26 protein-coding genes and 1 pseudogene are annotated in these 23,135 nt (G+C 69.4%); 13 read left to right on the top strand and 14 right to left on the bottom strand.

The features are described from left to right. Positions 1–110 precede the first annotated feature (110 nt). Genes AB0I59_RS19420 through AB0I59_RS19400 form a run of 5 tightly spaced genes read left to right on the top strand, consistent with a single transcriptional unit; the run spans position 111 to position 4,508 of the window. Complete coding sequence (locus tag AB0I59_RS19420; protein ID WP_358134495.1) at positions 111–1,199, top strand: 4Fe-4S dicluster domain-containing protein; 1,089 nt, start codon at positions 111–113, stop codon at positions 1,197–1,199. Next, positions 1,196–2,005 (top strand): FAD/NAD(P)-binding protein, encoded by an 810-nt coding sequence (locus AB0I59_RS19415; RefSeq protein WP_358134828.1) that lies wholly within the window; start codon positions 1,196–1,198, stop codon positions 2,003–2,005. Before AB0I59_RS19420 ends, AB0I59_RS19415 begins: the two co-directional genes overlap by 4 nt. Then, the gene (locus AB0I59_RS19410) at positions 2,005–2,799 is read left to right on the top strand and encodes an NADH-quinone oxidoreductase subunit B family protein (RefSeq protein WP_358134492.1); all 795 of its coding nucleotides are present in this window, start codon (positions 2,005–2,007) and stop codon (positions 2,797–2,799) included. Before AB0I59_RS19415 ends, AB0I59_RS19410 begins: the two co-directional genes overlap by 1 nt. Further along, entirely contained in the window at positions 2,789–4,078 is a 1,290-nt protein-coding gene (locus AB0I59_RS19405; protein WP_061258057.1) for a Ni/Fe hydrogenase subunit alpha, read from the top strand. Before AB0I59_RS19410 ends, AB0I59_RS19405 begins: the two co-directional genes overlap by 11 nt. Further along, positions 4,068–4,508 carry a hydrogenase maturation protease gene (locus tag AB0I59_RS19400; protein ID WP_358134489.1) on the top strand — a complete coding sequence of 147 codons (441 nt, stop codon included), beginning with the start codon at positions 4,068–4,070 and terminating at the stop codon, positions 4,506–4,508. The genes AB0I59_RS19405 and AB0I59_RS19400 overlap by 11 nt, the downstream gene beginning before the upstream one ends. Positions 4,509–4,780: 272 nt before the next feature. Here the strand turns inward: AB0I59_RS19400 and AB0I59_RS19395 are convergent, their stop codons facing one another. Next, positions 4,781–4,996, bottom strand: a complete 216-nt coding sequence (locus AB0I59_RS19395; protein ID WP_061258056.1) for a DUF1918 domain-containing protein — start codon at positions 4,994–4,996, stop codon at positions 4,781–4,783. 383 nt (positions 4,997–5,379) lie between these two features. Between AB0I59_RS19395 and polX the strand changes: the two genes are divergently transcribed. Next, the gene (polX, locus tag AB0I59_RS19390) at positions 5,380–7,104 is read left to right on the top strand and encodes a DNA polymerase/3'-5' exonuclease PolX (protein ID WP_061258055.1); all 1,725 of its coding nucleotides are present in this window, start codon (positions 5,380–5,382) and stop codon (positions 7,102–7,104) included. A gap of 123 nt (positions 7,105–7,227) precedes the next feature. Here the strand turns inward: polX and AB0I59_RS19385 are convergent, their stop codons facing one another. From AB0I59_RS19385 to map, 3 genes are all read right to left on the bottom strand, one after another. Continuing rightward, positions 7,228–7,479: a DUF1876 domain-containing protein gene (locus AB0I59_RS19385; protein WP_061258054.1), complete on the bottom strand. Its 252-nt coding sequence runs from the start codon at positions 7,477–7,479 to the stop codon at positions 7,228–7,230. A gap of 126 nt (positions 7,480–7,605) precedes the next feature. Beyond that, positions 7,606–8,232, bottom strand: a complete 627-nt coding sequence (locus AB0I59_RS19380; RefSeq protein ID WP_063818856.1) for a CBS domain-containing protein — start codon at positions 8,230–8,232, stop codon at positions 7,606–7,608. A 140-nt stretch (positions 8,233–8,372) separates the two neighbouring features. Next, a complete protein-coding gene (map, locus tag AB0I59_RS19375; RefSeq protein ID WP_061258052.1) occupies positions 8,373–9,140 on the bottom strand; it encodes a type I methionyl aminopeptidase in 768 nt (255 codons plus the stop codon). 52 nt (positions 9,141–9,192) lie between these two features. On the opposite strand from map, the pseudogene AB0I59_RS19370 reads away from it, so the two are divergent. After that, positions 9,193–9,426 (top strand): annotated as a pseudogene (locus tag AB0I59_RS19370) (helix-turn-helix domain-containing protein); the annotation flags it as partial. A 473-nt stretch (positions 9,427–9,899) separates the two neighbouring features. After that, entirely contained in the window at positions 9,900–10,637 is a 738-nt protein-coding gene (locus AB0I59_RS19365) for a VOC family protein (protein ID WP_358134484.1), read from the top strand. 150 nt (positions 10,638–10,787) lie between these two features. Here the strand turns inward: AB0I59_RS19365 and AB0I59_RS19360 are convergent, their stop codons facing one another. The 5 genes from AB0I59_RS19360 to AB0I59_RS42100 all read right to left on the bottom strand — a co-directional run bounded on the left by AB0I59_RS19360 (position 10,788) and on the right by AB0I59_RS42100 (position 15,318). Then, positions 10,788–11,147, bottom strand: a complete 360-nt coding sequence (locus tag AB0I59_RS19360; protein WP_358134481.1) for a hypothetical protein — start codon at positions 11,145–11,147, stop codon at positions 10,788–10,790. A 254-nt stretch (positions 11,148–11,401) separates the two neighbouring features. Further along, entirely contained in the window at positions 11,402–12,148 is a 747-nt protein-coding gene (locus AB0I59_RS19355) for a class I SAM-dependent methyltransferase (protein ID WP_358134478.1), read from the bottom strand. 540 nt (positions 12,149–12,688) lie between these two features. Next, positions 12,689–13,420: an HAD family hydrolase gene (locus AB0I59_RS19350; RefSeq protein WP_061258050.1), complete on the bottom strand. Its 732-nt coding sequence runs from the start codon at positions 13,418–13,420 to the stop codon at positions 12,689–12,691. Positions 13,421–13,637: 217 nt separating this feature from the next. Next, positions 13,638–14,630 (bottom strand): Acg family FMN-binding oxidoreductase, encoded by a 993-nt coding sequence (locus tag AB0I59_RS19345; protein WP_061258049.1) that lies wholly within the window; start codon positions 14,628–14,630, stop codon positions 13,638–13,640. 373 nt (positions 14,631–15,003) lie between these two features. Beyond that, a complete protein-coding gene (locus tag AB0I59_RS42100; RefSeq protein WP_435831017.1) occupies positions 15,004–15,318 on the bottom strand; it encodes a sigma factor-like helix-turn-helix DNA-binding protein in 315 nt (104 codons plus the stop codon). On the opposite strand from AB0I59_RS42100, the gene AB0I59_RS19335 reads away from it, so the two are divergent. Next, on the top strand, positions 15,284–15,652 hold the full coding sequence (locus AB0I59_RS19335) for a dihydrofolate reductase family protein (RefSeq protein ID WP_082777166.1): 369 nt from the start codon (positions 15,284–15,286) through the stop codon (positions 15,650–15,652). The genes AB0I59_RS42100 and AB0I59_RS19335 overlap by 35 nt on opposite strands. Positions 15,653–15,712: 60 nt before the next feature. On the opposite strand, the gene AB0I59_RS19330 is transcribed toward AB0I59_RS19335, so the two are convergent. After that, positions 15,713–16,837 carry an LLM class flavin-dependent oxidoreductase gene (locus AB0I59_RS19330; protein WP_061258046.1) on the bottom strand — a complete coding sequence of 375 codons (1,125 nt, stop codon included), beginning with the start codon at positions 16,835–16,837 and terminating at the stop codon, positions 15,713–15,715. Between the two features lie 165 nt (positions 16,838–17,002). On the opposite strand from AB0I59_RS19330, the gene AB0I59_RS19325 reads away from it, so the two are divergent. Continuing rightward, positions 17,003–17,275 carry a hypothetical protein gene (locus tag AB0I59_RS19325; RefSeq protein WP_358134472.1) on the top strand — a complete coding sequence of 91 codons (273 nt, stop codon included), beginning with the start codon at positions 17,003–17,005 and terminating at the stop codon, positions 17,273–17,275. A 162-nt stretch (positions 17,276–17,437) separates the two neighbouring features. Here the strand turns inward: AB0I59_RS19325 and AB0I59_RS19320 are convergent, their stop codons facing one another. Further along, positions 17,438–18,322, bottom strand: coding sequence for a dioxygenase family protein (locus tag AB0I59_RS19320; protein ID WP_358134469.1), 885 nt, complete (start codon positions 18,320–18,322; stop codon positions 17,438–17,440). A 69-nt stretch (positions 18,323–18,391) separates the two neighbouring features. Further along, positions 18,392–18,874 (bottom strand): MarR family winged helix-turn-helix transcriptional regulator, encoded by a 483-nt coding sequence (locus AB0I59_RS19315; protein WP_061258043.1) that lies wholly within the window; start codon positions 18,872–18,874, stop codon positions 18,392–18,394. Between the two features lie 118 nt (positions 18,875–18,992). On the opposite strand from AB0I59_RS19315, the gene AB0I59_RS19310 reads away from it, so the two are divergent. Then, on the top strand, positions 18,993–19,367 hold the full coding sequence (locus tag AB0I59_RS19310) for a DoxX family protein (RefSeq protein ID WP_358134465.1): 375 nt from the start codon (positions 18,993–18,995) through the stop codon (positions 19,365–19,367). Between the two features lie 81 nt (positions 19,368–19,448). Here the strand turns inward: AB0I59_RS19310 and AB0I59_RS19305 are convergent, their stop codons facing one another. Further along, positions 19,449–20,285, bottom strand: coding sequence for a glycosyltransferase family 2 protein (locus AB0I59_RS19305; RefSeq protein WP_358134462.1), 837 nt, complete (start codon positions 20,283–20,285; stop codon positions 19,449–19,451). 393 nt (positions 20,286–20,678) lie between these two features. Between AB0I59_RS19305 and AB0I59_RS19300 the strand changes: the two genes are divergently transcribed. Beyond that, positions 20,679–21,656, top strand: a complete 978-nt coding sequence (locus AB0I59_RS19300) for a patatin-like phospholipase family protein (RefSeq protein WP_061258040.1) — start codon at positions 20,679–20,681, stop codon at positions 21,654–21,656. A 224-nt stretch (positions 21,657–21,880) separates the two neighbouring features. Here AB0I59_RS19300 and AB0I59_RS19295 read toward each other — a convergent pair whose 3' ends face one another. Continuing rightward, a complete protein-coding gene (locus AB0I59_RS19295; protein ID WP_061258039.1) occupies positions 21,881–22,138 on the bottom strand; it encodes a hypothetical protein in 258 nt (85 codons plus the stop codon). Between AB0I59_RS19295 and AB0I59_RS19290 the strand changes: the two genes are divergently transcribed. Continuing rightward, the gene (locus AB0I59_RS19290) at positions 22,083–22,835 is read left to right on the top strand and encodes a cytochrome c oxidase subunit II (protein ID WP_358134824.1); all 753 of its coding nucleotides are present in this window, start codon (positions 22,083–22,085) and stop codon (positions 22,833–22,835) included. The genes AB0I59_RS19295 and AB0I59_RS19290 overlap by 56 nt on opposite strands. The last annotated feature ends 300 nt before the right edge of the window (positions 22,836–23,135 follow it).

Raw genomic sequence — 23,135 nt, 5'->3', positions numbered from 1 at the left:
GAGATCACGAACGACGGTCCAAAGCCTGCGCGACGAAGGACCTTCGTCCATACCTGGACTATCAGGTCTGGAAGGTGATGGAAGGGGATATAAGTCCCATCGTCTGGAGCGTGAGGGGGACCGTCGAGATGGACGTCGTGGTGTGGTCACTGGAGCCGCTTGTCGCGGCCTTGCGGTCCGCCGGTTATTCCGTCGTCGGTCCCACCGTCAAGGACGGCGCCGTACGACTGGCCGAGATCTCATCCGCCGCGGAGCTGCCCGCGGGCACAGGTGACGCTCAGGAGCCCGGTCATTACCGGTTGACCGAGCGGGACGACGACTTGGTGTTCGGCTTCGCCGCGAGCCCGGACTCGGCCAAGCGCTTCACACAGCCGCCCCGCCAGACGCTCTTCCGGATGCGCGACCGCGAGATCGAGGAGGTCGAGCCCGAGGCGCCGCGTGTCGCGCTGCTGGGTGTACGCGCCTGCGATCTCGCCGCGATGGCCGTGCAGGACCGGGTGTTCCTCGGCGGCAGGCACCCCGATCCCGCCTACCGCCGGCGGCGGGAGGCGCTCTTCCTGGTCGCCGTGAACTGCGCGGTGCCCGGCGGCACCTGCTTCTGCGTCTCCATGGGGACGGGGCCGAAGGCCACCGCGGGGTTCGATCTCGCGCTCACCGAGCTGGCGGCGCCGCACCGGTTCCTGATCGAGACGGGTAGCGAGCGGGGAGCGGAGATCGTGACGGCGATCCCGCACCAGGCGGCCACCGGCGACGACGTCGCCGCGGCCGAGGAGGTCTCCCGCACCGCCGCCGGTCGGATGGGACGCACGGTCGACACCGCGGGCATCCAGGAGTGGCTACCCGCCGCCCACGACCACCCGCGCTGGGACGATGTGGCCTCCCGCTGCCTGGCCTGCACCAACTGCACGATGGTCTGCCCCACCTGCTTCTGCAGCACGGTCGAGGACGTCACCGACCTCAGCGGTGAGGTCGCGGAGCGGTCCGAGCGCTGGGACTCCTGCTTCACGCTGGACTTCTCCGAGGTCGGCGGGGCCCCGGTGCGCGGGTCGCAGCGGGGCCGATACCGGCAGTGGCTGACCCACAAGTTCGCCACCTGGTTCGACCAGTTCGGTACGTCCGGCTGCGTGGGCTGCGGGCGGTGCATCACCTGGTGCCCGACCGGCATCGACGTGACCGAGGAGCTGTCGTGCATCCGATGACGCCCGCGCCCTACCGGGTGCGCTCGCGGCGCCCGGACCGGGCCGACACGGTCACGCTGACACTGGAGCCGCTGGGTGGACCGTGCCCGCCGTTCCTGCCCGGCCAGTTCACCATGATCTACGCCCGGGGGGTCGGTGAGATCCCCGTCTCGATCAGCGGCCGGGCTCGCCCCGGAGCCTACGTTCACACGATCCGCGCGGTCGGCGCGGTCAGCCGCGCCCTGTGCCGTACCCGCCGGGGTGACGTCGTGGGGGTCCGCGGCCCGTACGGCACCGCGTGGGACGTGTCGGCCGCGGCCGGGCTTGACGTCGTCGTCGCAGCGGGTGGCCTGGGGCTCGCGCCGCTGCGGACGGTCATCGGGGAGCTGATCACCCACCGCTCCCGCTATGGCCGGATCAGCCTGATCGTGGGCACCCGTACTCCCCTGACCCTGCTCTATCCACGAGAACTGGCCCGCTGGAGGGACGCACACGACATCGACGTCCAGGTCATCGTGGATCACCCCGACCAGGCGTGGAAGGGCCCGGTGGGCCTGGTCACCAGGCTGCTCGACCGGATCGTCTTCGAGCCGCGCCGCAGCGCGGCGTTCGTGTGCGGCCCCGACGTCATGATGCGCGCCGTCGCCGCCGATCTGGTGCGGCGCGGCGTCCCGGCCGGGCGGGTGGTGTTGTCCCTTGAACGCAACATGAAGTGCGGCGTCGGCCGCTGCGGCCACTGCCAGCTCGGCCCGCTGCTCCTCTGCCTGGACGGCCCGGTGGTGAGCTATGAGCGGGCGGCCGGGCTCCTCGCGGTGAAGGAGCTGTGATGGGCGTTTCGGAGCCAGGACACCGCCCTCGGCTGGCGGTGTGGAAGTTCGCCTCCTGCGACGGCTGCCAGCTCACGCTGCTCGACTGCGAGGACGAACTGCTGTCGATCGCGGCCGAACTGGAGATCGCCTACTTCCTGGAGGCGTCCAGCGCCGCGGGGCCGGGGCCGTACGACCTGTCCCTGGTCGAGGGGTCGATCACGACGGCGGAGGACGCGGAGCGCGTCCGGCACGTGCGCCGGGTGTCGAAGCGCCTGGTGACGATCGGGGCCTGCGCCACCGCGGGCGGCATCCAGGCCCTGCGCGACTTCGCCGACGTGCGCGAGTTCACCTCCGTCGTGTACGCCCGGCCCGAGTACATCGCCACACTGGAGCGCTCGACCCCGATCTCCGCGCACGTGCCGGTCGACTTCGAGCTGCGCGGCTGCCCGATCGACAAGCGCCAACTTCTGGAGGTCATCACGGCGTACCTCGCCGACCGGCGTCCCGTCGTGCCCCGGCACAGCGTGTGCGTGGAATGCAAGGCACGGGGCAACGTCTGCGTCCTGGTGGCCCACGGCACGCCCTGCCTCGGCCCGGTCACCCAGGCCGGCTGCGGGGCGCTGTGCCCGGCGTTCAACCGGGGCTGCTACGGCTGCTTCGGCCCCGCCGAGACCACCAACTCGCGGGCGTTGAACAGACAACTGCGGACGCTCGGCATGAGCGACCCCGACCTGGTGCGTGTCTACAGCACGTTCAACGCGACCGAGGAACCCTTCCGGCGGGCGTCCGAGGAGGCCGAGGATGACGCATAAGACGATCAGGCTCGGCGGCCTCTCGCGCGTCGAGGGCGAGGGGGCGCTGCTGGTACGCGCCCGCGACGGCCTCATCACCGATCTCCAGCTCACGATCTACGAGCCGCCCCGCTTCTTCGAGGCGCTGCTACGCGGCCGCTCGTACGAGGAGCCTCCTGACATCACCGCGCGCATCTGCGGCATCTGCCCGGTGGCGTACCAGATGAGCGCCTGCCAGGCCATCGAGTCGGCCTTCGGCGTGGAGGTGACCGGGCCGCTGCGCGATCTGCGGCTGCTGCTCTACTACGGCGAATGGATCGAGTCCCATGCGCTGCACATCTTCCTGCTGCACGCGCCCGACTTCCTGGGCTACGAGAGCGGCGTGGCGATGGCCGCCGACCACCGTGATCACCTGGAGCGGGGGCTGGCGCTGAAGAAGGCGGGGAACGAGCTGGTCTCGACTCTCGGGGGCCGCGCGATCCATCCGGTCAACGTACGGGTGGGCGGCTTCTACCGCGTACCCCGGCGCCAGGAGCTCGCCCCGGTCGCCGAGCGGCTGCGCGAGGCGCGAGAGCACGCGCTGGCCACCGTCAGGTGGGTCGCCGGATTCGACTTCCCCGACATCGAGCACGCCTACCGGTTCCTGGCGCTGCGCCATCCGGACGAATACGCGATCCTCTCCGGTTCGCCGGCCGTCAGCGACGGATCCTCGTTCCCGATCGCGGACTGGCCCGTCCACGTGGTGGAGGAGCAGGTGCCGCACTCCACCGCGCTCCACGCCCGGCTGGACGGGACCGGCGGCTATCTGGTGGGCGCCCTCGCCCGCTACGCGCTCAACTCGGACCTGCTTTCGCCGCTGGCCCGCTCGGCCGCGCGCGAGGCCGGACTCGGCCCTGTCTGCCGCAACCCCTTCCGCAGCATCGTCGTCCGGGCCGTGGAAGTCGTACATGCCTGCGACGAGGCCCTGCGGATCATCGACGGCTACACCGAACCCGACGCCCCCGCCGTACCGGTCGAGCCGGTCGCGGGCGTCGGCCACGGCGCCTCGGAGGCGCCGCGCGGCACGCTGTACCACCGGTACCGCCTCGACGAGGCCGGGCTGATCACCGAGGCCGACATCGTCCCGCCGACCGCGCAGAACCAGGTCCGCATCGAGATGGACCTGCGCGAGCTCATCACGCCCCGCCTCGACCTGCCGCAGGCGGAACTGGCCGCGCTCTGCGAACGCGCGGTGCGCAACCACGACCCGTGTATCTCCTGCTCCGCCCACTTCCTGGAGCTGCACCTCGATGCGCGGTAGGACGGTGGTGATCGGCCTGGGCGGCTACGCCCGGGGCGACGACGCGGCGGGCCCGGAGGTGGTCCGATCGCTCCGGGGAACGCTCCCCTCCTGCGTCGTCCTCACCGAGAGCTCCGGAGACCCCATGCACCTGGTCACGGCATGGAGCGGTGCCTACCTGGCGATCGTGATAGACGCGGCCTCCTCGGGCGCGGCACCGGGAACCGTTCACCGAAGCGTCCGGCCCCGGGCCCCCGCCTGGCGGCGCAGCTCCCATGCCCTCGGCCTGGCGGACGCGATCGCGCTCGGAGAGGCTCTCGACCGGCTCCCGGACGAGTTGCTCGTCTTCGGGATCGAGGGCGGCGACTTCGGCCTCGACGCCCCTGTCACCCCGTCCGTCCGGGCGGCGATCCGCGAGACGGCCGAGGCCATACGGCGGCGGCTGGGCTGAATCTGGAAGGAGTCGATCGTGCGCAACAAGGTGCGGGACGTCATGACCAGCGAGGTCGCCTCAGTTCAGGGATGTCGCCGAGGTGCTGACGGCACACGGTGTGAGCGCGGTCCCGGTCGTGGACGGCGAAGGTCACGTCATCGCGTGATCTCGGCGGCCGACCTGCCGTGCAAGGAGGAGTTCAAGGAGCGGCTCCACCAGGAGGACACCTCATGGGCCGCCACAGATCGTGTCGGACGATTCACGGAAGACGCAGGGTCCGGCCGCGCCCCTCAGCCCGGCACCGAGTCGGTCGAGCCGGTTCGCCGATGCTCGATACGGGCGTCCCGCCCCGGAAACACCAGGACCTCACGCTCCTCGTCGAGCCAGCGAACGACATACGGGGGCGAGCCGTCGGGGTGACGCAGAGCAACGATGATGCCGACGTGATTCGGTCTATCCGATCTGGTGCTCTCGAGCACCAGTCGATCCCCGACCATCGCTTTCATGGCTCCGTCCCTCCCGTCCCAGCGCGGCGGAATCAGGCTCGCCGCCGGATGGGCCGGTCGCACGCCTGCCCCGGGCGCACTCGGCACTCTGGCGTGGATCGCCGCAGCACCGCGTTCCCCGCCGGGGCCGTTCGAATGCGTTTCCACGCTGACTGCCCGGTTCGTGAGTGAGGCAGCTTCTCACCGAAAGGCCAACACACCGCGTGGCTTTCTGGCGTATCGCGGCGGTAAAGCTCTTGTGTGTTCCGGATATTTCCCGATATCTCGACCTCCCGGCAGCTCCGAGGTGGCATCCCATACAGGACCTTCAGCCCTATCTGCCGATGATCCTGGCAGTCGATGCTGGAGGAAAGTCATGCCGAACCCCGGCGGGAGTGGCAGCCGTGGAGCGCTCGAATGACCAGGTAGCGGATCTGCTGCAGGAGTACGCGGATCTGATCGCGATCACGGGCGGCGACGCCTTCAGGGTGAGGGTGTACGAGAAGGCGGCGCGATCGGTCGGCGGCTACGCCCGCGACATCTCGAACATGGACGCCGGTGAGCTGCGCCGGATCCCCAACGTGGGCACCTCGATCGCGGCGAAGATCGATGAGTTCCTGCACACCGGCGCGATCCACCAGCTCGAGGAGCTGCGTACCAAGATCCCGGCGGGCGTCCGCATGCTCACGCTGATCCCGTCGCTCGGTCCGAAGAAGGCCGTGACGCTCTACCACGAGCTGGGCATCGACTCGATCGAGTCCCTGGAGGCGGCGATCAGAGCGGGCCTGCTGCACGGACTGCACGGATTCGGCCCCAAGACCGAGGAGAACCTCCTGCACGGCATCGAACTGATGCACAAAGCAGGCGAGCGGGTGGATCTCGGCATCGGGATGAGCGCCGCGGAGGAGATCATCGCGTCGCTGCGCCAGGTTCCGGGATGCGAGCGATGCGTGTACGCGGGGTCGCTGCGCCGGATGAAGGACACCATCGGTGACATCGACGTTCTCGCCACATCATGCGAGCCGGCGGCGCTCATGGAGGCGTTCACCCGGCTCCCCACGACCGGCGAGGTGATCGCGCACGGAGACACCAAGACCTCGGTCCGCACCGTCACCGGCCTCCAGGTGGACCTGCGGGTCGTGCCGGCCGACTCCTGGGGCGCGGCCCTGCAGTACTTCACCGGCTCGCGGGCACACAACATCCGGACGCGGGAGATCGCCGTCCACAAGAAGCTCAAGCTGTCCGAGTACGGCCTGTTCGACGTGACGACCGGGGAGAAGATCGCGTCCACCGGCGAGGCGGAGGTGTACGGCATGCTCGGGCTGCCGTGGATCCCGCCGACGCTGCGCGAGGACAGCGGCGAGATCGAGGCGGCACTGCGCGGTGAGCTCCCGCCGATCGTGACGGAGACGGATCTCCGCGGCGACCTGCACACGCACACGAACCTGACCGACGGGCTGGCGTCGCTGGAGGAGATGGCCGCCGCGGCGGCGGAGCGGGGCTACTCCTATCTCGCGATCACCGATCACGCCCCCGCGCTGTACATGCAACGGATGACCGACGAGAAGGCCCTGGCCCAGCGCGAACAGGTGCGAGGGCTGGACGGCGCCTTCGGCGGGATGCGGCTGCTGCATGGCACCGAGCTGAACATCGACCCGGAAGGGAAGGTCGACTGGCCGCCGGAGTTCCTGGCCGGATTCGACCTGTGCGTGGCCTCCTTGCACTCCTATTTCACGCAGTCGCGCGAGGAGACGACCCGGCGGTTGCTGCGGGCCTGCGAGAACTCCCACGTCAAGATCATCGGCCATCCGACGGCCCGCGTGATCGGCAGGAGGGAGCCGGTGGACGCCGACTGGGACGCGGTGTTCACCGCCTGCGCCCGCACCGGCACCGCGCTGGAGATCAATGCCTTCCCCGAGCGCCTCGATCTCCCCGCCGACCTGGTCAGGCGGGCTTCGGGAAAGGGCGTCCTCTTCTCCGTCGACAGCGACGCGCACGCCGTGCCGCACCTGGCCAACATGCGGTACGGCGTGGGCACCGCGCAGCGCGGCTGGCTCACCGCCGACCAGGTGATCAACACGTGGCCGCTCGACCGCCTGCTGTCCTTCCTGCGGGCGGGCCGGCCATGACATGAACGACGAGCCTCGCGAGAAGCGGACATCCGCATCGCCGTGACCGTTTCGCCGCATCGGGCCGGCCGGACAACGCGGAGCCCCCGCGCGGGAACGAGAGCCGTTTCGGGTCTGCCGTGCTCAGCCCTGCCGGGCGCACCCGGCGATGTCGTCCGAACCGATGGCGAACAACTTGCCCGTCAGGTCGGCGAGCGCTCGCGCGACCGCCAGCTCGTCACCGATCTCGGGCACAGAAGGATCGGCGGGGTTACGACGTGCGCGGCCGACCCCGGCCACGTGCGTGTCGTCCCTGGTAGTGAGGACCGCGCGAGCAGACGTTTCGTCATCTTCCTCGGTGATATAGATCTGGATGCTCCATTGCTTGGCCTCCATGGCTGAGCCTCCCGTTCACATGCGTGTGGTGTCCCTTTCCTTGTCTCCGATGCCGTGACCGCCCGACGGGGACGGGCGTCCGGTGCCGGAAGGAGCCGAGGCTTCACAGCCTCGGCTCCCCACCTTTCACGGAAGCTCTGATGTCCCGGATGCGCCTGACGAAGCGAGCACGACACCGGCCACGCCCGGCACCGTACGCGCGATGATCTCGGCGATCCGGGCCGACCTGTCGTCCACGTCAGCGCCGTGCAGTTCGACCAGCCCGTCGCGTACGGTCACCTGCCACAACGTCGTCTCGAGGGAGTCACGCAGCGCCGCCAGGACGTCATCGCGGATCCTCTCGTCTCCGTGAGCCAGGATCCCCATCAGGTCACGTCGGCTGGCCATTCCGACGACGTCTCCGCCACGTAGGACCGGAACGCTCTTCACTCCCATCGTGATCATCAGATCCACGACCTCCAGCACGTCGGCCTGTTCCTGAACGGTCCTCACGTTGGACGTCATGACCTCCTCGACCCCTACGGACGGCCGCGAGCCGGGCAGTGCTACGGGACGCAGGTAGGAGCCGGGGTCCGTTTCGAACTCGCCGCGCAGAAGGTCCATCTCGCTGACGATCCCGACCATCCGGCCCTTCTCGTCGACCACCGGGGCGGCCGTGATGTCCTGCTCGTAGAGCAGGTGGATGGCCTGTTTGACGCTCCACGTCCGCGGCACGGTCACCACCGGCGCCGTCATCATCTCCCGGACCAACATCGAGATCACCCCCCACGTCTCCATCCCATGCCCCGGCAACGCCGCTCCCCAGAGGCGAAGGTCCCTTCAGCACACGGCCCAGCCCGGCCCTGACCTCGAACCCGCTCTCAACCGAAACTCCGGCCCTCTCTCATCGGGCGTCAGGGAAGGGTCAGGATGACCGGTCCGTCGTCGGTGACGGCCACTGAGTGCTCGACGTGGACCGTGCGGCTGCCGTCTCCACTGCATAGAGACCAGCCGTCCTCGGCCATCGCGTAGTCGTCCCCGCCTCCGGCCATCAGGCTGGGCTCGATGGCGATGACCATGCCGGAGCGGAGCCTCAGGCCGCGCCCCTGACGGCCCTCGTTGGGCACCCACGGGTCCTCGTGCATGGCCCGCCCGATGCCGTGGCCGGCGAAGTCGTTCTGCATGCCGTAACCGGCCGCGCGGCCGATGCGGGACATGGCCTGGCCGATATCGCCCAGCCGCGCGCCCGGCACGGCCTGCTTGATTCCGGCGGCCAGCATGCGCTCGGCCGTCGCGATCAGGTCGCCGTCGCCCTGGCGGGCCCGGCCGACGCAGAAGCTGACAGCGGCGTCGGCATGCCAGCCGTCGATGTGGGCGCCGCAGTCGATGCTCAGCAGGTCGCCGTCACGGAGCCGGTAGCCGGTGGGCAGGCCGTGCAGCATGACCTCGTTCACCGAGGTGCAGATCACGCCAGGGTAGGGAGTGGCACCGAACGCCGGGTGGTAGCCGAGAAAGGACGAGCCGGCCCCGGCCTCGTGCATGATCTGGCGGGCCAGCTCGTCGAGCTCGCGCAGAGACGCCCCGACGGTCGCGTGCGAGCGGACCTGCGTGTGTACCGCCGCGACGACCCGGCCGGCCTCACGCATCACCTCGATCTCGCCGGCGGTCTTGAGCTCGATCAACTCCTGCCTCCTTCTAGATTCCGATAACTATACCGGTATTAGTATTGGGCTCATGGTACGCGAACCGTTGTCGATCGCCGACCGCCTGCGCGGGGAACGGCTGGGCGACCTGCTACGTGAGGCCAGGGGTTCACGCAGCATCACCGACGTGGCACTCCGGGCCGGGATCTCCCCCGAGACGCTGCGGAAGATCGAGAGGGGCCGTATCCCCACACCGGCCTTCTTCACGGTCGTCGCCGTCGCCGGGGCTCTGAAACTGTCACTTGACGGACTGCTGGCTCAGGTCAGCCTGTCCGAAACGGCCGCCGAAGCCACGGGCGAACACTCCGGCCGACGGCGCGCGCAGAGCCGCGGGGTGATGGTCCGGCGGGATGACCAGCGGTCCGGCCGCCAGAACCTCCCGCACCCGCATTTCACAGGTCCTCGTTACCTGTAGCGCGTGAGGTGCTGTCCACGACGTCCATGACAAACGACTTCGCCCGGTGATCCGCCTGCTGGATCTGGTTGTCCGCCACCGTCCATCACACAGATCGCCGGAGGAAGCACGCAGGTGCGGCGAGCCTTGTCGCCCGTCACAGGGCTGGAGTCATGGACCGTGCTGGGCGACGACGACGGCGACGACGGCGACGACGGCCCGATCCAGCCGACTGAGGGCGGGCTCAAGCCGATCGGTGGTTGGTCGAACGCCATCCCGCCGATCTTCAGGCCGAGGGGATCAGCACCGGCAAAGGCCGGCCACGCGGGCATAGGGTTGGCGCCATGGCGACACGACTTGTTCAGATTGCGATGAATGCTCGGGACGACTCCGCAGTGGGTCGGTTCTGGGCGGAGGCGCTCGGCTGGGGTATTTCCAGCGAGGGGCCCGGCGTGACCAACGTCGAACCGGAGGGCTTCGCCTATCCGGATCCCGTCGCTGTCTGCATCGACGTAATTGCCGTTCCGGAACCTAAAACGGTGAAGAACCGCGTGCACATCGATCTCGCGACCACTTCCGCGGCCCATCAGGCGGACCTCGTCGCGCGCCTTAAGGATCTCGGCGCGACGCCCGCCGACGTGGGCCAGGGCGACGTCCCGTGGACGGTCCTCGCCGACCCTGAGGGCAACGAGTTCTGCGTGCTGGAGCCTCGATCGAACTACAAGGACACCGGGCCGATCGCCGCGGTGGTGGTCGACTGCGCGGATCCGCGGGCCATGGCCGGGTTCTGGGGCGAGGCGATGGACTGGACCCTGCACGAGGTAAGCGACGATCATGCGGTGCTGCGCTCCTCCAAGGGGGTAGGGCCGTATCTGGAGTTCCTCCGCACACCCGGCGTGAAGACCGTGAAGAACCGCATCCATCTCGACCTCCGGCCTTACCCCGGCGACGATCAAGCGGCGGAGGTGGTCCGGCTGCGGGCTATCGGCGCCACCGACGTCGACCTCGGCCAGGGCGACGTTCCGTGGACGGTCCTCGCCGACCCGGAGGGCAACGAATTCTGCGTCCTCACCCCGCGCTGACACGAAACCTCTTCATCCGCGCGCGGTACAACGACTCTCCGCCGACGAGGTGGGGCCGCCGCTCCGCGGGCATTTCCACGGGGACGACGGCCCGGCATCCAGACGGGACGGCGACGAATGTCACGCGTCACCGTCCGGTGTCATACGCGATTACCACCTCCAGTGGCGGAAGTGGTGCCCTCCGTCCCAATGGCGGAAGTGGTGCCCTCCGTCCCAATGGCGGAAGTGGTGCCAACCTCCGTCCCAGTGGCGGACGTGGCGCCAGCCCCCATCCCAGTGGTGGAAGTGACGCCAGCCCCCGTCCCAGCGCCAGTGGCGCTGCCAGTGGCAACGACCATGCCAGCAGGGCCCCCAGTTCGTGGCCGAGGTCGTCGTGATCGACGTGGGCGGGATCGAGGTGGTGGCGACCGCGGCCGCTGTCGCCGCGGTGGCGGGTTGCGCGGGCAGTGTCACAGGGACGACGAGGGCGGAGGCCGCCATCACCCCTGCCGCGAGAGAATGTCTCAGCATGAGCGATCACTCCGTGTTGTGACGGTTGTGCGCCAGCGCTGCCTGGCTACGGAGCGTCGATTCGGTGCGTAGATGACGCCGAAACGGCGTGCCCATCAATTCCACCCTAGTACCGCGTTTCGCGAGGGTCACCCAGGGGCGCGGCCGGGATACGGCAGAGAGACACCGCGGCGTGACCTGCTCGGGCGTCCGGGCGTTCGTCTAACGATCGTTTTGATTTGGTGAATGTTCCAGACGCCGAGGACGGCGCGGGTTCAGGCGATCAGCAGGCGAAGGCCAAGCTCTGCCGCGTCGAGATCGACGAGGTCCCGGTTGCGTTCGGCCCACCGGCCGGATGCGAGGTCATCCCGGAGGCTGTGCACTGCGCGCTGCTCGGCCTCCGGCCCGACTCTGGCCCAGACCGACATCCCGTGACGGACATTCTCCTCCAGGTACGCCTCCGGCCGACGCCAGTAGGCCTCGAAGAAGCCGTCAGCGCAGTCCCACGGGATGAGCACCGGTTCCATCCGGGCTCCGATCGCGCGAGCCTGCTCGGTCACCGAAGGCCGGCCGACAAGGAGGTCCGCGACCTCAGGCAGATAGTCGCGAGTAAGCCAGAACCGATGAAGCCATCCGGTGTGACTGGTGTCGTGCGTGAACACCACCATGCGGCGAGCAACCCGCCGCATCTCACGCAGGCCGGCAATCGGGTCCTGCCAGTGGTGAATGGAGGAAACGGTCATCGCGGCGTCGAAGGAGTGGTCATCGAACGGCAGGTTCTCGGCAGATCCAACCAGGCACGGCGCAGCGTCCGGAGAGCGTTGCGAACGCATGAGCGCCGACGGCTCCACCGCGAGGACGTGGCGGTCGGGGGGCTCATAGGACCCGGTGCCCGCCCCGACGTTCAGTATGGTCTGGGCGTCGCCGAGCGCAGCCCAGATCCGCGCGGCGATGCGCGGTTCAGTGCGCCGTGTCACGGTGTAGGTGGCTCCGATGGTGTCGTACAGCTGCGCACTGGACATTGACAACACTGCCTTTCCGGCTGTCACCCATCGTCCCCTCACCGTACCTGTGGCCTGGGTGGCGTGCCGCTGCGCGAGATGTCGCTTGATCGCTATTTCACCATATTGATCGGCATGCGAGGAGCTGTGATTGAGTGGCGCTCACGTCCTGCAACAGCAAAGCCGGACTCCCTTGGCCGCGGGCATGTCTTGCCGCTTGCGCCCCTCGATCAGGTGGTCGGGGGCGGACAGGACGCGGGGCTCCAGATCGAGCCGGGTGGTGGGGATGTGGTCGGGCGGAGTGAGGTTGAGTGTCCAGTTGCCGAAGGCTCATCTGGGCGAACACCGTCCGAGAATCCTCCGTCCGAGAAGGCAGCGGCCCACATCCGCTTTATTCGGGTGCCGTTGAGAAGTCTGCGATGAGCCGGACGCCGCTGATCGTGTACGGCCGGTATCGATCCGGATTCGCGGAGTTTGCGGGCTCCAAGGCCATAGCCAAGGCCATCGAGGAGAAGACCGAACTCCCGCCTTCAAACCGCGCTGAGGTTCGGTGAGAGCCGGTCAGGCGTTCGTGCGTGATAGGTGGTCGGGGAGGTCGGTGAGGCGTTCGATGCGGAGTACCGTCTCATCTGCCGTCGGCGATGGTCCACCGGTGACGAAGTCGACGCCACGGTCCAGCCAGATGCCGGTGAGCCCGGCGAGGGCGGCCGCGTTCACGTCGCTCTCCAGCATGTCGCCCACGTTGACCGCCTGCGGGGGGTCCGTCCGCATCCACCGGCAGGCGGTGGCGTAGGCGACGGGCTTGGCCACGCCGAGCTCGGTCGGGGTCAGGACGGCTTCGAAGTATTCCAGGAGGCCGAAGCGGGCGAGCTTGGCGCGCTGCTGCTCGGGGTCCCCGTTGGTCAGAACGGCCAGACGCGGTCCTCGGGGGAGCCGTTTCAGGGTCTCCAGGCAGGGCTGGACATCGGGATAGCACCGCCAGGACTCCTCGAACACGGTGAGGTAGCGGTCGGCGATCCAGGCGTCCAGAAGGCCGGGACTTTCCGGAACCGGCTCGCCGAGCATCGGCAGGAAGGAACGGAGCCTGCGCCGGTGGTGCTCAGCGAAGGAGCACTGCCCGGCCAGGTATTCCCGCATGTGGCGCCCCTCCAGCGTCCACCACAACGTCACCAGCTCCTCCGGTGGAGCCGTCGCGTTCGGCGCGGCCTTGACGATCTGGCCGATCGCTTCCCAGACCGCGCTTCGATGATCGACCAGGGTGCCGTCCAGATCGAAGAAAATCACGTTCGCCACGCGGTGATCATTTCGTGGCGCTTGTCCCTGACGCCAGAGGGGGCGCAGCACCTTGGCGCCCGGTCTGGCGGACCACGCCACCTGAAGTGCTCAATCCGCTGCTTCTACGCGCACCCGCGGCCCGAGGTCCCGGAGCTCGGAGACGGCCGGATCCTGCGGGCGCACCTGGCCACGCAGTACCGGAACTGAGATAAGCCGATGACGATCGGGGCTGTCATCAGTCGCCCTCCAGCACCTCGGGAACCGGACGGCGTACTCCTCGATCAACGTCGTGCGTGATCCCGAACCTCAGGATCATCTGAGGGTACTCCCCGGAGCACAGCTCCTCCCGCAGGAAGTCGCGAAGGTGACGCATCTCCAGCGCCTGGGTGTGGACCGCGGCACTCACGTCCTCGGCGCACGCGTGCAGGAGGGCGCTCTGCAACCCCTGACCGGCGGCGATCCACTCCTCGCGGGAGTCGCCGGGCGTCGTGAGCACCGCCACGACCCCGGCGCACGCCGAGGTGAACTGGTCCGCGTCGTTGCCCCACGGCTGGCCGTGGGCATAGTCCCGTTGAGCGAAATGCGGGAAGGTACGCCGTGGAGTGCGCGGGTACCCCTCCGCCGGAACACCGTCCTGCCGGGCGCTGCCGGGTGGACGGGACCAGCGGAGCAACTCCAGAGTGAACGCTCGGGCCTGCGACTGGACGTCCTGGGCCGCGCTGGTGAGCGCGGCGACGACCCTCACCGCCGCCTCGGACCGGATAGGCGTCAGCCGCGCCCCTTCGGCGGCGGCCTTCCGGACAAGCGTCTCGACCAGTCGCTCCGGGACGGGGGTATCGGTGAAGCCCGCGCGGTGGGTTCGGCGGCGCTCGATCTGCGCGTGCAGCAGCCGCGTGTCCTCGTCGACCTGGACGCTCGCGCCCAGCCTGATCGTCGCGAGCAGCGCCCGGCGGTCGGGCTCGGGAAGGACGCGCACCACCGGCTCGTAACCCAGCGCGTGCAGGGCGAGCCGCGCGTTGAACAGCGCCGCGCCGCAGCTGATGAGCATCTGACGGCCCTCTGGATCGCCCAGCCGCAGCAACCGATCGGGATCAGCCCGCAGGCTGATCTCGTCACCGGAGACGGCGAACGACCACGGCTGGGTGTTGTGTATGGAGGGCGCCCAGATCGCGGCCTCCACGGCGACGTGAACGGCGTGGCTGATCTCTTCTGCAGGACGGATGTTCACCGTCCACCACCTCCTCGGGGAGATGAGGCCAACCCGTCACGCGGCAACCGCCTTCGGCCATGGCTCGGTCGGCGACTGCCGCTGTGTCACAGGCCCAATCAGTAGCGTACGACGACGGCCGGGGACACACGCGGGCGCACAAGCGCATGGGCGACGCCCACTGACGTGAACCCCCATCCAACAAGATCATCGTTATGCCCGCGTAGGCACAACGAAGCCCCGGCAGGAAGGTGACAGATTGCCGCGGAACCCGGCCCAACCCGGTGGGCGCGACCAGCTGGAACAGCGAAACCGCAGGTGAGAACACTGTTGCTGGTCCGGTGCGCTTACCGTCACCCGCTCCACTCTTCCACGCCCTCTGCCCCTCCCTTGATCACCGGCTGCCACTTCGATCTTCATGGGCATACCGTGGGCACACGTCCTCAAACGATCTTTGGTCCAGGCTCGCCGGGAGGCCGAACGCGGCGAACAGGCCGGGCGCCTCGAACACGTCCATCGCGGCGAGGAGGCCCGCCCTCGGGCGCAGCACGATCAGCGCGAAGGAACGGAAAGCGGTGTCACCGGCGCCTCGGACGTAGGCGGCGACCGCCGGCACGGTCGTGCCGAGCAGGGTGGCCGCCTCGCTCGCCGACCAGGACAGCACGTCGCGCAGGATGAGCACGGCCCGCTGGCGGGGCGGCAGCGGCACGCTCCTCGAACGCGTCCCTGGACCGCCACGCCCGCAGGAGCACCTCACCCGCCGGACGCACAAGGTGGTGCGCAAGGGCGACACCATGTTCACGATCGCGACCGGCGGGGTCGCCGCCGCGATCGAAGCGGCCGCGACCGCCGCCGGCGACAAGCGGGTTCACGTGATGGGTGGTGCGTCGATCGTCCGGCAGGCGCTGCGGACCGGCCTGGTCGATCGTCTGAGGCTGCGCATCGCCCCGTTACCGCTGGCTCCGGCACCGTCCTGTTCGACGGCGCCGGCCCGGAGCTGGAACACCTGGACGCTGTGGACACCCCGGACGCCACCCATGTGACGTACCGGGTCGGGCGGGTCGGACCCTGACCGGCTCGGCCGACGGCCGCGTGTCCCGCTTCTATGATCCGCGGCCAGGTCCCGTCGACTGCTGCTCCGCCGTACCGGTGAGCGTGGCTTCGCGCCCGCGCAGGCCATGTTCACGAAGGCGGGGGAGCACCTCGGCGCCCAACCGGGCGATGTTCTCCCGGGTCCGGTCGGGGCTGGCCGTGCCCTCCACCATGAGGATCAGATGCCGCAGACCGGTCGCGGCGACCGTGGCCTGGATCACATCGACACAGTGCTCCGGCGAACCGACCGGGTGGATCGCACAGAGCCGCTCGACATAGCGGGCCGCGTCCGTGCGTGAGGAGCCCTGGCCGTCCACCCGTACGTATCCGGCCAGTCCCGGCTCCAGCCACCGGGGCATTTCGGTACGCAGCTCCCGCACGGCTGCCGCCGTGGAGTCGGCCACGTGCCCCACCACGGCGGCCACGTGGCCGTTCACTCCATGCCCGCCATGAACAGCGCCGTTCGGGACAGCTCCAGCTGTGGCCGCCCCCGGCACCGTCGGGGCCGCGGCCGCGTACCGCTCATATTGCGCGATCATGGCGGCCTTCTCCGCGTCGTCGATGTGCATGCCCAGCAGCATGGGCAGTCCGCGCTCGGCGGCGAGCCGCACCGTATTCGCGGAGGTACAGGCCACCAGCGGCCGCAGCCGGGCGGGTGGCATCATCGGCACCCGGCGAAACCTGAAGAACTCACCGTCCGCGGCCACCTCGTTCCGGGAGAGGGCCGCGCACAGCAGGTCGAGACCTTCGGCGAATCCGCGTTCGAACCGGGGCAAGCCCGTGCCGAACACCTCCAGGTCACGCCAGGGGCCGCCACGACCCACGCCGAGCAGGAACCGGCCGCCGGAAGCATGGTGCAAGACCGCCGCCTCCTCGGCGAGGGCGACCGGATGCCGGGTGGACAGAGTGGCCACCGCCGTACCAACCGCGATCTTCGCGGTCCGGCCCAGCGCGACGCCCGCCAGCGTGGTGGCCGAAGGGCACACCCCGTATGTCATGAAATGGTGCTCAGCGATCCAGGCATCGTCGAATCCGGCGGCCTCGGCCGCCGAGATGGCGTCGACGGTCTGGGAAAGGACCTCTCCGGGCGAGCACCCCGGACGGCACGGGGCAATCAGGAAAATGCCCAGACGCATTCTTCAGTTCTAGACCACGTCCGTCAGCGAGGTCCACCAGCGAGTCCGCCTGTCGAACACACCGGTGAACCCCGCGCCCACAGGAAACGGCATCCCAGCCGGGCATCGCGCCGCCGCTCAGTGCTCGTCCCAGTGCCCGTTGTGGCCGGCATGGCGGTGACCGTCGTGGATGTAGTCGACGTGATCCCCGTGCGGTACGGCCACGTGTCCGCAACCGGGCCCATGCTGGTGACCGTGATCTTCGTGAGGCCTGTGGCCCGCGGGCTCACACTCATCGACGTGATCACCGTGCACCCGGTGCAAGCACCCGTCGTGTACGTAGTCGACGTGATCAGCATGCGGTACGGCGACATGCCCGCAACCGGCTCCGTGGACGTGGTCGTGATCGGGATGCTGACGGTGTTCGGCAGATGTGGTCACTGGTCTCCACCCCGCTGATCAATTCATGGTGAGCGGTGCTCCGCCTTTGGCGCGCGAGATACTCGTACCCGTTGACCATTCACGAGCAGCACGGTTTCTTCTCTGAAGATGCCATCCCGGCGAAGAGCCGGGAAACGGTGGCGACACCTACGCCTCCGCACGCTCTCCGGCTCGAGACCCTCATGCCGGGGTCTGGAAGGAGCGCTTGGAGAAGCCGATCATGTACCCCTCTATGACGGTCGTGACCGGCTGGTCCGCGCGGCCTCCCGCGCCGAGCGTGATGAACAGCGGGATGTAGTGGTCCACCGTCGGGTGCGCGTACGGCATGCCCGGCGCCCGCGTCCGGTAGGCCGCCAGTTCCCCCACGTCCCCTCGGGCCAGCGCGTCGGCAGCCCATGCGTCGAACTCGGACGACCAGGCGGGGACGACGCCTTTGTGGATCATCTCGGGAGTGACGAACGGCAGCCCGTGCGTCATGAACCCCGAGCCGATCACCAGCACGCCCTCCTCACGCAACGGCGCCAGCCTGGCCCCCAGGCGCAGGAGCAGGTCGGGGTCGTGCGAGGGCAGGCTGAGCTGGAGCACCGGGATGTCGGCCAGCGGGTACATGGCCATCAGTGGCACCCAGGCCCCGTGGTCGAGCCCACGGCTGCGGTGCTGGTGAACCGGTTCTCTGTCGGGCATCATCGCGGCCACCCGCCGGGCGAGGGCGCTCGCGTCGGGGGTGTCGTACCGCATCGTGTAGTAGCGGCGGTGAAAGCCCCCGAAGTCGTACACCAGCGGAGTGTGCGCGGCGGACGCGGACAGCGCCGGCGGCGCGGCCTCCCAGTGCGCGGAGACGATCAGGACGCTCTTGGGCTTGGGCAGCGACTGCGCCCAGCCGAACAGCTCACGGAGCCAGGGGCCGTCGTCGAACAACGGGGGCGCGCCGTGGCTGATGTACAAGGCGGGTAGCGGCCCGTCGGCGGGCGTCCAGGCGTGCTGGGCGCGGGCGGCGGGCAGCGCCCCGGGCAGGAACTCATCGTAGGCCCCGGCGGGGATCTCCGGGTTGAGGATGGAGGCCATGGAATTCTCCTGGTGGCGCATCGGGCGGGTCGGCCGTCGGCGGGGCGATCGGGTTGTCACTCTGGAAGGTCAGCCGAGGCAGGTGTCGTCGGGGTCGATGGCGCGCATGATGCGGCGCCCTATGTCGCGGAGCTGCCGGGTCTGCGCCTTGGTGAGGGGGTCGAGGACGAAGCCGCGGACCGCCTCCACGTGCCCCGGAGCGGTCGCGACGACCTTGTCCCAGCCGTCCTCGGTGAGGACGGCCAGGGTGTAGCGTCCGTCGGCCGGGTCGGGCGTGCGCCGTACCCAGCCGCGCTTTTCCAGCCGGCCGACCACATGCGACAGGCGCGACAGTGACCCGTCGGAGAAGGACGCCAGCTCACTCATCCGCATCGTGCGCTCGGGAGTCATCGACAGCCCCGCCAGGACCTGGTACTCGAAGTGGCTGATGCCCGCGTCGCGCTGCAACTGCCCGTCCAGAGCGGCGGGCAGTCTGATCAGAACGCTGACCAGCGCCAGCCACGTCTGCATCTCCTCCTCGGTCAGCCAGCGAGGTTCGCGCGGTGTGTCCATAGCTCTGATTTTACTTGATGCGTCAACTGATCTAGGTCGCATCACGAGTTGACGCTTCAAGTCCATATATCTACTGTTCGTTTGAATCTTCAAGTCAACCGTACGGAATGGACTTCCGATGAACGTGGTTCTGTGGATCATCGCCGGCCTGCTCGCCCTCGTCTTCCTCGGCGCCGGCCTGATGAAGCTGACGCAGCCGAAGGAGAGGCTCGCCGGGTCCGGCATGGCCTGGACCGAGGACTTCTCCGCCGGAGTGGTCAAGGGCATCGGCGCTCTGGAGGTCCTTGGCGCGATCGGCCTGATCCTCCCCGCCGCCCTGGACATCGCGCCGCTGCTCACGCCGCTGGCCGCGCTCGGCCTGGCCGTGGTCATGGCCGGTGCCGCCGTAACGCACACCCGCCGCAAGGAGTCACCGACGATCGTGGTCAACCTGGTGCTCCTGCTGCTGGCCGCCGTGGTGGCCTGGGGCCGTTTCGGCCCGTACGCCTTCTGACCCCCAGCGTTCGCCGGACATGAGCCGCATGAGCCGACGTACCGCTGCGTATCGCCGGCCTTCCGGCGGCGCCGGTGCGCTTCAGCCCTGGCGCAGGCGTCGCAGGTCCGATTCGATGGCGCCGAGCGGCCGACGGCGACGGGCCAACGCCTGAGGGAGTCTGCGGACGGAGTCGAAGAGCGCCCGGCATCCGGTCGGCCCGCTCAGGGCGACTCCTGTCGCGGTGCGCGCCACCACAATCCACGGGCGGCGCATGAGTGCCGTCAGCACCGCGTTGCGCGCGGCCAGGATCTGCCGCTCCCTGGGGTCCCGGGGAGGCTCGGGGTGATGTTGGGCGACGACCTCGTCCACGTAAGCCAGTCCCCAGCCGTTCGCGGCCAGGTCCAGTGCAAGGCGTTCTTCTTCACCGAAGAAGAAGACCACGTCGTCGAAGCCCCCGGCGGCCAGATAGGCATCGCGGCGTACGACGGCTCCGCAGGCCAGGAACCCGAGGACGGGCGGACCGGGAAGGTCGGCCCGCACCGGAAGAGGCGAACGAGCCATCTCCTCGCAGATGGGGTCGAGCAGATTATTGGGACCTACAAGCACGCGCGCCGCGAGCAGTCCGAGACGAGGATGGGCGTCCAGGATGTCGGCGGCCGCGGCGAGGGCCCCCGGGTCCCACCAGGAGTCGTCATCGGCGAACGCGACGTACGGTGTGGAGGCACGGCGCACGCCGACGTTACGCGCCGGCGCGCCCCTGTTCTCACCGAGTTCGACCACCTCGACCGACGGGAACGCCTGCCGTACGAACGCGGGGGTTCCGTCGGTGGAGCCGTTGTCGACGAGGATGACCGGGCACTCATGGTGGACCAGCGAGCGCGCCACCACGTCCCGGCGGTTCCGCGTGGCCACCACGACCGTCACGCGCGCCGTCATCGCCCGTCCAGTGGAGAGGGGGCTACGCCCCCGGACGGCCTCCGCGTCGGCCGGACGGCCCAGGGAATCGTCTGGAGGTTCACGACGACCTCCTCCTCCCGTTCCGAAGGTGCATGCTCTTACTTCCCTGGACATACGCCGTCTCACCCGGAGTGTCCGGGGCCGACGCGTATCCGTGAGGTGTGACCTCTCAGGCGGCGTCGCACCACAGGGCCTCAGGTTGGAACGGCTCCGGAGGGGCAGACACCGTCAACAGGATCCGTACGATTACCGTCCGTGCGGCTCCGGGCAAGGAACGCGACGGGCGCGGACCCGCGATGCACCGGCAACCACATCATCGGCACGCACCGCCGACGCGAGTGCGCGGGCCCGGACCTCGGGAGAGGAGGCGGGATGACGACGGCCTTCATCCTGTGGGGAGGCGGCAGCCTGGGAGCCGTCCAAGTCGGCATGCTCCGTGCCCTCACCGCGCTCGGGGTGGAGGCCCACATGGTGGTCGGCGCATCCGTGGGCGCCCTCAACGCGGCCTACTATGCCGCGCACCCCCACGCGAGAGGCGTCGAGGAACTGGCCCGGCTGTGGCTGTCGGTGAGCAGCCACGACGTGTATCCGCTCAGCACGCCGGAAGCCCTGCGCACCATGGCGTCCAACCTGCCCTTCCACCCGCTTCGAGGCGCCCTGCAAGCCTTCGGAGCGTTCAACATCACGTTCGCGTTCAACCCGGTCACGTTCGCCGAGGCGGTGCTCGGCCGGCGCAACTACCTGTTCGACAACCGCCATCTGCAGCGCTTCCTTGCCCGCATACTGCCGATCGAGAACCTGCAGGACGCTCGGATCCCGCTGTCGGTCTTGACCGCGGACGTCCGCAGCGGGCGGGCCGTGGTCCTCTCCCACGGCCCCGCTTTGCCGGCACTGCTGGCCAGCACCGCCATCCCCGGTCTCTATCCCCCGGTCACCGTCGACGATCAGCTCTTGATGGACGGCGGCGTCGCCGACAAGACCACGCTGGACTACGCCGTCGACGCCGGGGCCGACGAGGTGTACCTGCTCGCGCCGGGCTTCTCCTGCCATCTCCCCACCCCGCCGTCGAGCGCGATCGCGATGGCGCTGCACGGATACAACCTGCTGAGCGAGCAGCGCATCAGCGCCTCCATCGGTCACAACCGCCGTCGCACACACGTGCACGTGATCCCGCCGTTGTGCCCGGTCGAGGTGCTGCCCGTCGACTTCGGGCAGACCGCCGACCTGATCGAACGCGCCACCCAGGCGACCGCGCACTGGCTGGACCGCCGCGAACCGCACCCCCATCTCGCCCGTGCGCTCAACGATCCCGCCGCGCGTCATCCTCGGCACTCCGTACGCGATGCCTGAAGGCGGAGGCCTGAATCTCAGGGATGAACTACCCGATGCCGAGCCTCCCGCCGGTACTCCTCGCCGGACTTGGCGCGATTCTCCTCATCGGCCCCTCCGAAGCTCCGCACTTGGCAAGGACGAGCGTGGCCGGCAGGCCCGGAGGGAAGATCCCGGCGTGCTCGAAGGGAGACGCACGATGGCCGAGCAGCGAACCGCTCCGGAGAAGATGGGCGAGACCGACGTCATCCGGCAAGCCATGGACAGGCGAGGCTGAGCCGGTCATCGGCGGCCACGACCCTGATCCGCCGGCTGGGCCTGGTGTGCCTGCCGGCATGCGTCTCGCTGCTCGCCGCGTGCGGAGGTTCCAGCCCGTCCGCGCTGTCGCCCGCGGGCGCCGGAGCCAGGCGCGTGGCGGGCCTGTGGTGGCTCCTGTTCGGCATCTCGATGGTCGTGGCCGCGCTCGTGGCGGTGCTGATCGGCTGGGTGCTGGCCCGTCGCACCGGCCCCGGCGTACGGTCACGATCCGGTTCCGGCCGCGGGTTCGTCGTGACCATGGGGGTGGTGCTCCCCGCGATCGTGCTCGCGTTCGTCTACGCCATCGGGCTGCGTGACCTGCGTGACCTGCGCGATCTCGGCGTTCCGCACGATCCGCGCGCGCTCGTCATCGAAGTGACGGGCCATCGCTGGTGGTGGGAGGCGCGTTACCCCGCGTCCGGGTTCGTCACCGCCAACGAGATCCACGTGCCTACGGGAAAGACCGTGAAGCTGCGGCTGCGCACCGACGACGTCAACCACAGCTTCTGGGTGCCACAACTCGCCGTGAAGACCGACCTCGTCGCCGGCCGGGTGAACGACATGTGGCTGCGCGCCGAACGCGACGGCGTCTACCGGGGCCAGTGCGCGGAGTACTGCGGGATCCAGCACGGGCACATGGCCTTCCACGTGATCGCCCAGCCGCCCGCCGCCTTCGCCTCGTGGCTGACCGGACAGTCCCGGCCCGCGGCCACCCCGCCCGGCGGCGCGGCGGCGCGCGGCCTGCGGGTGTTGCAGTCGTCCTCGTGCGCGTCCTGCCACAGCGTGCGTGGCACCACGTCATTTCGGACACATGGGCGGCGATGCCCGCGAGCGCCGACGCCCCGAGCCCGAAGGCCGCCAGCGGGAGCGGTGGATACCCCCCGCCCCACCCGAGCGCGGTGACCGTCCCGGCGCCGACCGCCACGGGAAGGCGCAGCCGCCGGATGAGCCGCCGCGGGTCCGGCCGCGCCCACGGCAGCAACGGGGCCACCGCCATGAGAGCGAGCAGCGCCAGGGCGGGCGGCGCCGTCATCCGGTCGAAGTACGGCCTGCCGACCGTCACGGGAGTCCCCCGCGCCGCCTCCATGGCCAGCGGAGCCAGCGTGCCAACCAGAACGGTGAAGGCCAATGCCACGAAGAGCACGTTGTTGACGAGGAAGAGCAGGTCGCGGGAGAAGCCGGGCCGGAGCCCCGCGCCGGCGC

Origin of the sequence: Microtetraspora glauca (assembly GCF_040656155.1) — a bacterium.
GTDB classification, from domain to species: domain Bacteria; phylum Actinomycetota; class Actinomycetes; order Streptosporangiales; family Streptosporangiaceae; genus Microtetraspora; species Microtetraspora glauca.
The sequence above is the reverse complement of the archived record's forward strand: the minus strand, read 5'-3'. Positions and strand labels throughout refer to the sequence as shown.

What these genes read in the sequence shown, in the direction of transcription:
- AB0I59_RS19400 (WP_358134489.1), top strand. Translation starts at nt 4,068, where the DNA reads ATGCGCGGTAGGACGGTGGTGATCGGCCTGGGCGGCTACGCCCGGGGC.
- AB0I59_RS19335 (WP_082777166.1), top strand. Translation starts at nt 15,284, where the DNA reads ATGAGCACGGCCCGCTGGCGGGGCGGCAGCGGCACGCTCCTCGAACGC.
- AB0I59_RS19320 (WP_358134469.1), bottom strand. Translation starts at nt 18,322, where the DNA reads ATGGCCTCCATCCTCAACCCGGAGATCCCCGCCGGGGCCTACGATGAG.
- AB0I59_RS19330 (WP_061258046.1), bottom strand. Translation starts at nt 16,837, where the DNA reads ATGCGTCTGGGCATTTTCCTGATTGCCCCGTGCCGTCCGGGGTGCTCG.
- AB0I59_RS19385 (WP_061258054.1), bottom strand. Translation starts at nt 7,479, where the DNA reads ATGGAGGCCAAGCAATGGAGCATCCAGATCTATATCACCGAGGAAGAT.
- AB0I59_RS19405 (WP_061258057.1), top strand. Translation starts at nt 2,789, where the DNA reads ATGACGCATAAGACGATCAGGCTCGGCGGCCTCTCGCGCGTCGAGGGC.
- AB0I59_RS19380 (WP_063818856.1), bottom strand. Translation starts at nt 8,232, where the DNA reads ATGTTGGTCCGGGAGATGATGACGGCGCCGGTGGTGACCGTGCCGCGG.
- AB0I59_RS19415 (WP_358134828.1), top strand. Translation starts at nt 1,196, where the DNA reads ATGACGCCCGCGCCCTACCGGGTGCGCTCGCGGCGCCCGGACCGGGCC.
- AB0I59_RS19395 (WP_061258056.1), bottom strand. Translation starts at nt 4,996, where the DNA reads ATGAAAGCGATGGTCGGGGATCGACTGGTGCTCGAGAGCACCAGATCG.
- AB0I59_RS19365 (WP_358134484.1), top strand. Translation starts at nt 9,900, where the DNA reads ATGGCGACACGACTTGTTCAGATTGCGATGAATGCTCGGGACGACTCC.
- AB0I59_RS19315 (WP_061258043.1), bottom strand. Translation starts at nt 18,874, where the DNA reads ATGGACACACCGCGCGAACCTCGCTGGCTGACCGAGGAGGAGATGCAG.
- AB0I59_RS19360 (WP_358134481.1), bottom strand. Translation starts at nt 11,147, where the DNA reads ATGCTGAGACATTCTCTCGCGGCAGGGGTGATGGCGGCCTCCGCCCTC.
- AB0I59_RS19355 (WP_358134478.1), bottom strand. Translation starts at nt 12,148, where the DNA reads ATGTCCAGTGCGCAGCTGTACGACACCATCGGAGCCACCTACACCGTG.
- AB0I59_RS19300 (WP_061258040.1), top strand. Translation starts at nt 20,679, where the DNA reads ATGACGACGGCCTTCATCCTGTGGGGAGGCGGCAGCCTGGGAGCCGTC.
- AB0I59_RS19310 (WP_358134465.1), top strand. Translation starts at nt 18,993, where the DNA reads ATGAACGTGGTTCTGTGGATCATCGCCGGCCTGCTCGCCCTCGTCTTC.
- AB0I59_RS19305 (WP_358134462.1), bottom strand. Translation starts at nt 20,285, where the DNA reads ATGACGGCGCGCGTGACGGTCGTGGTGGCCACGCGGAACCGCCGGGAC.
- AB0I59_RS19410 (WP_358134492.1), top strand. Translation starts at nt 2,005, where the DNA reads ATGGGCGTTTCGGAGCCAGGACACCGCCCTCGGCTGGCGGTGTGGAAG.
- AB0I59_RS19290 (WP_358134824.1), top strand. Translation starts at nt 22,083, where the DNA reads ATGGTCGTGGCCGCGCTCGTGGCGGTGCTGATCGGCTGGGTGCTGGCC.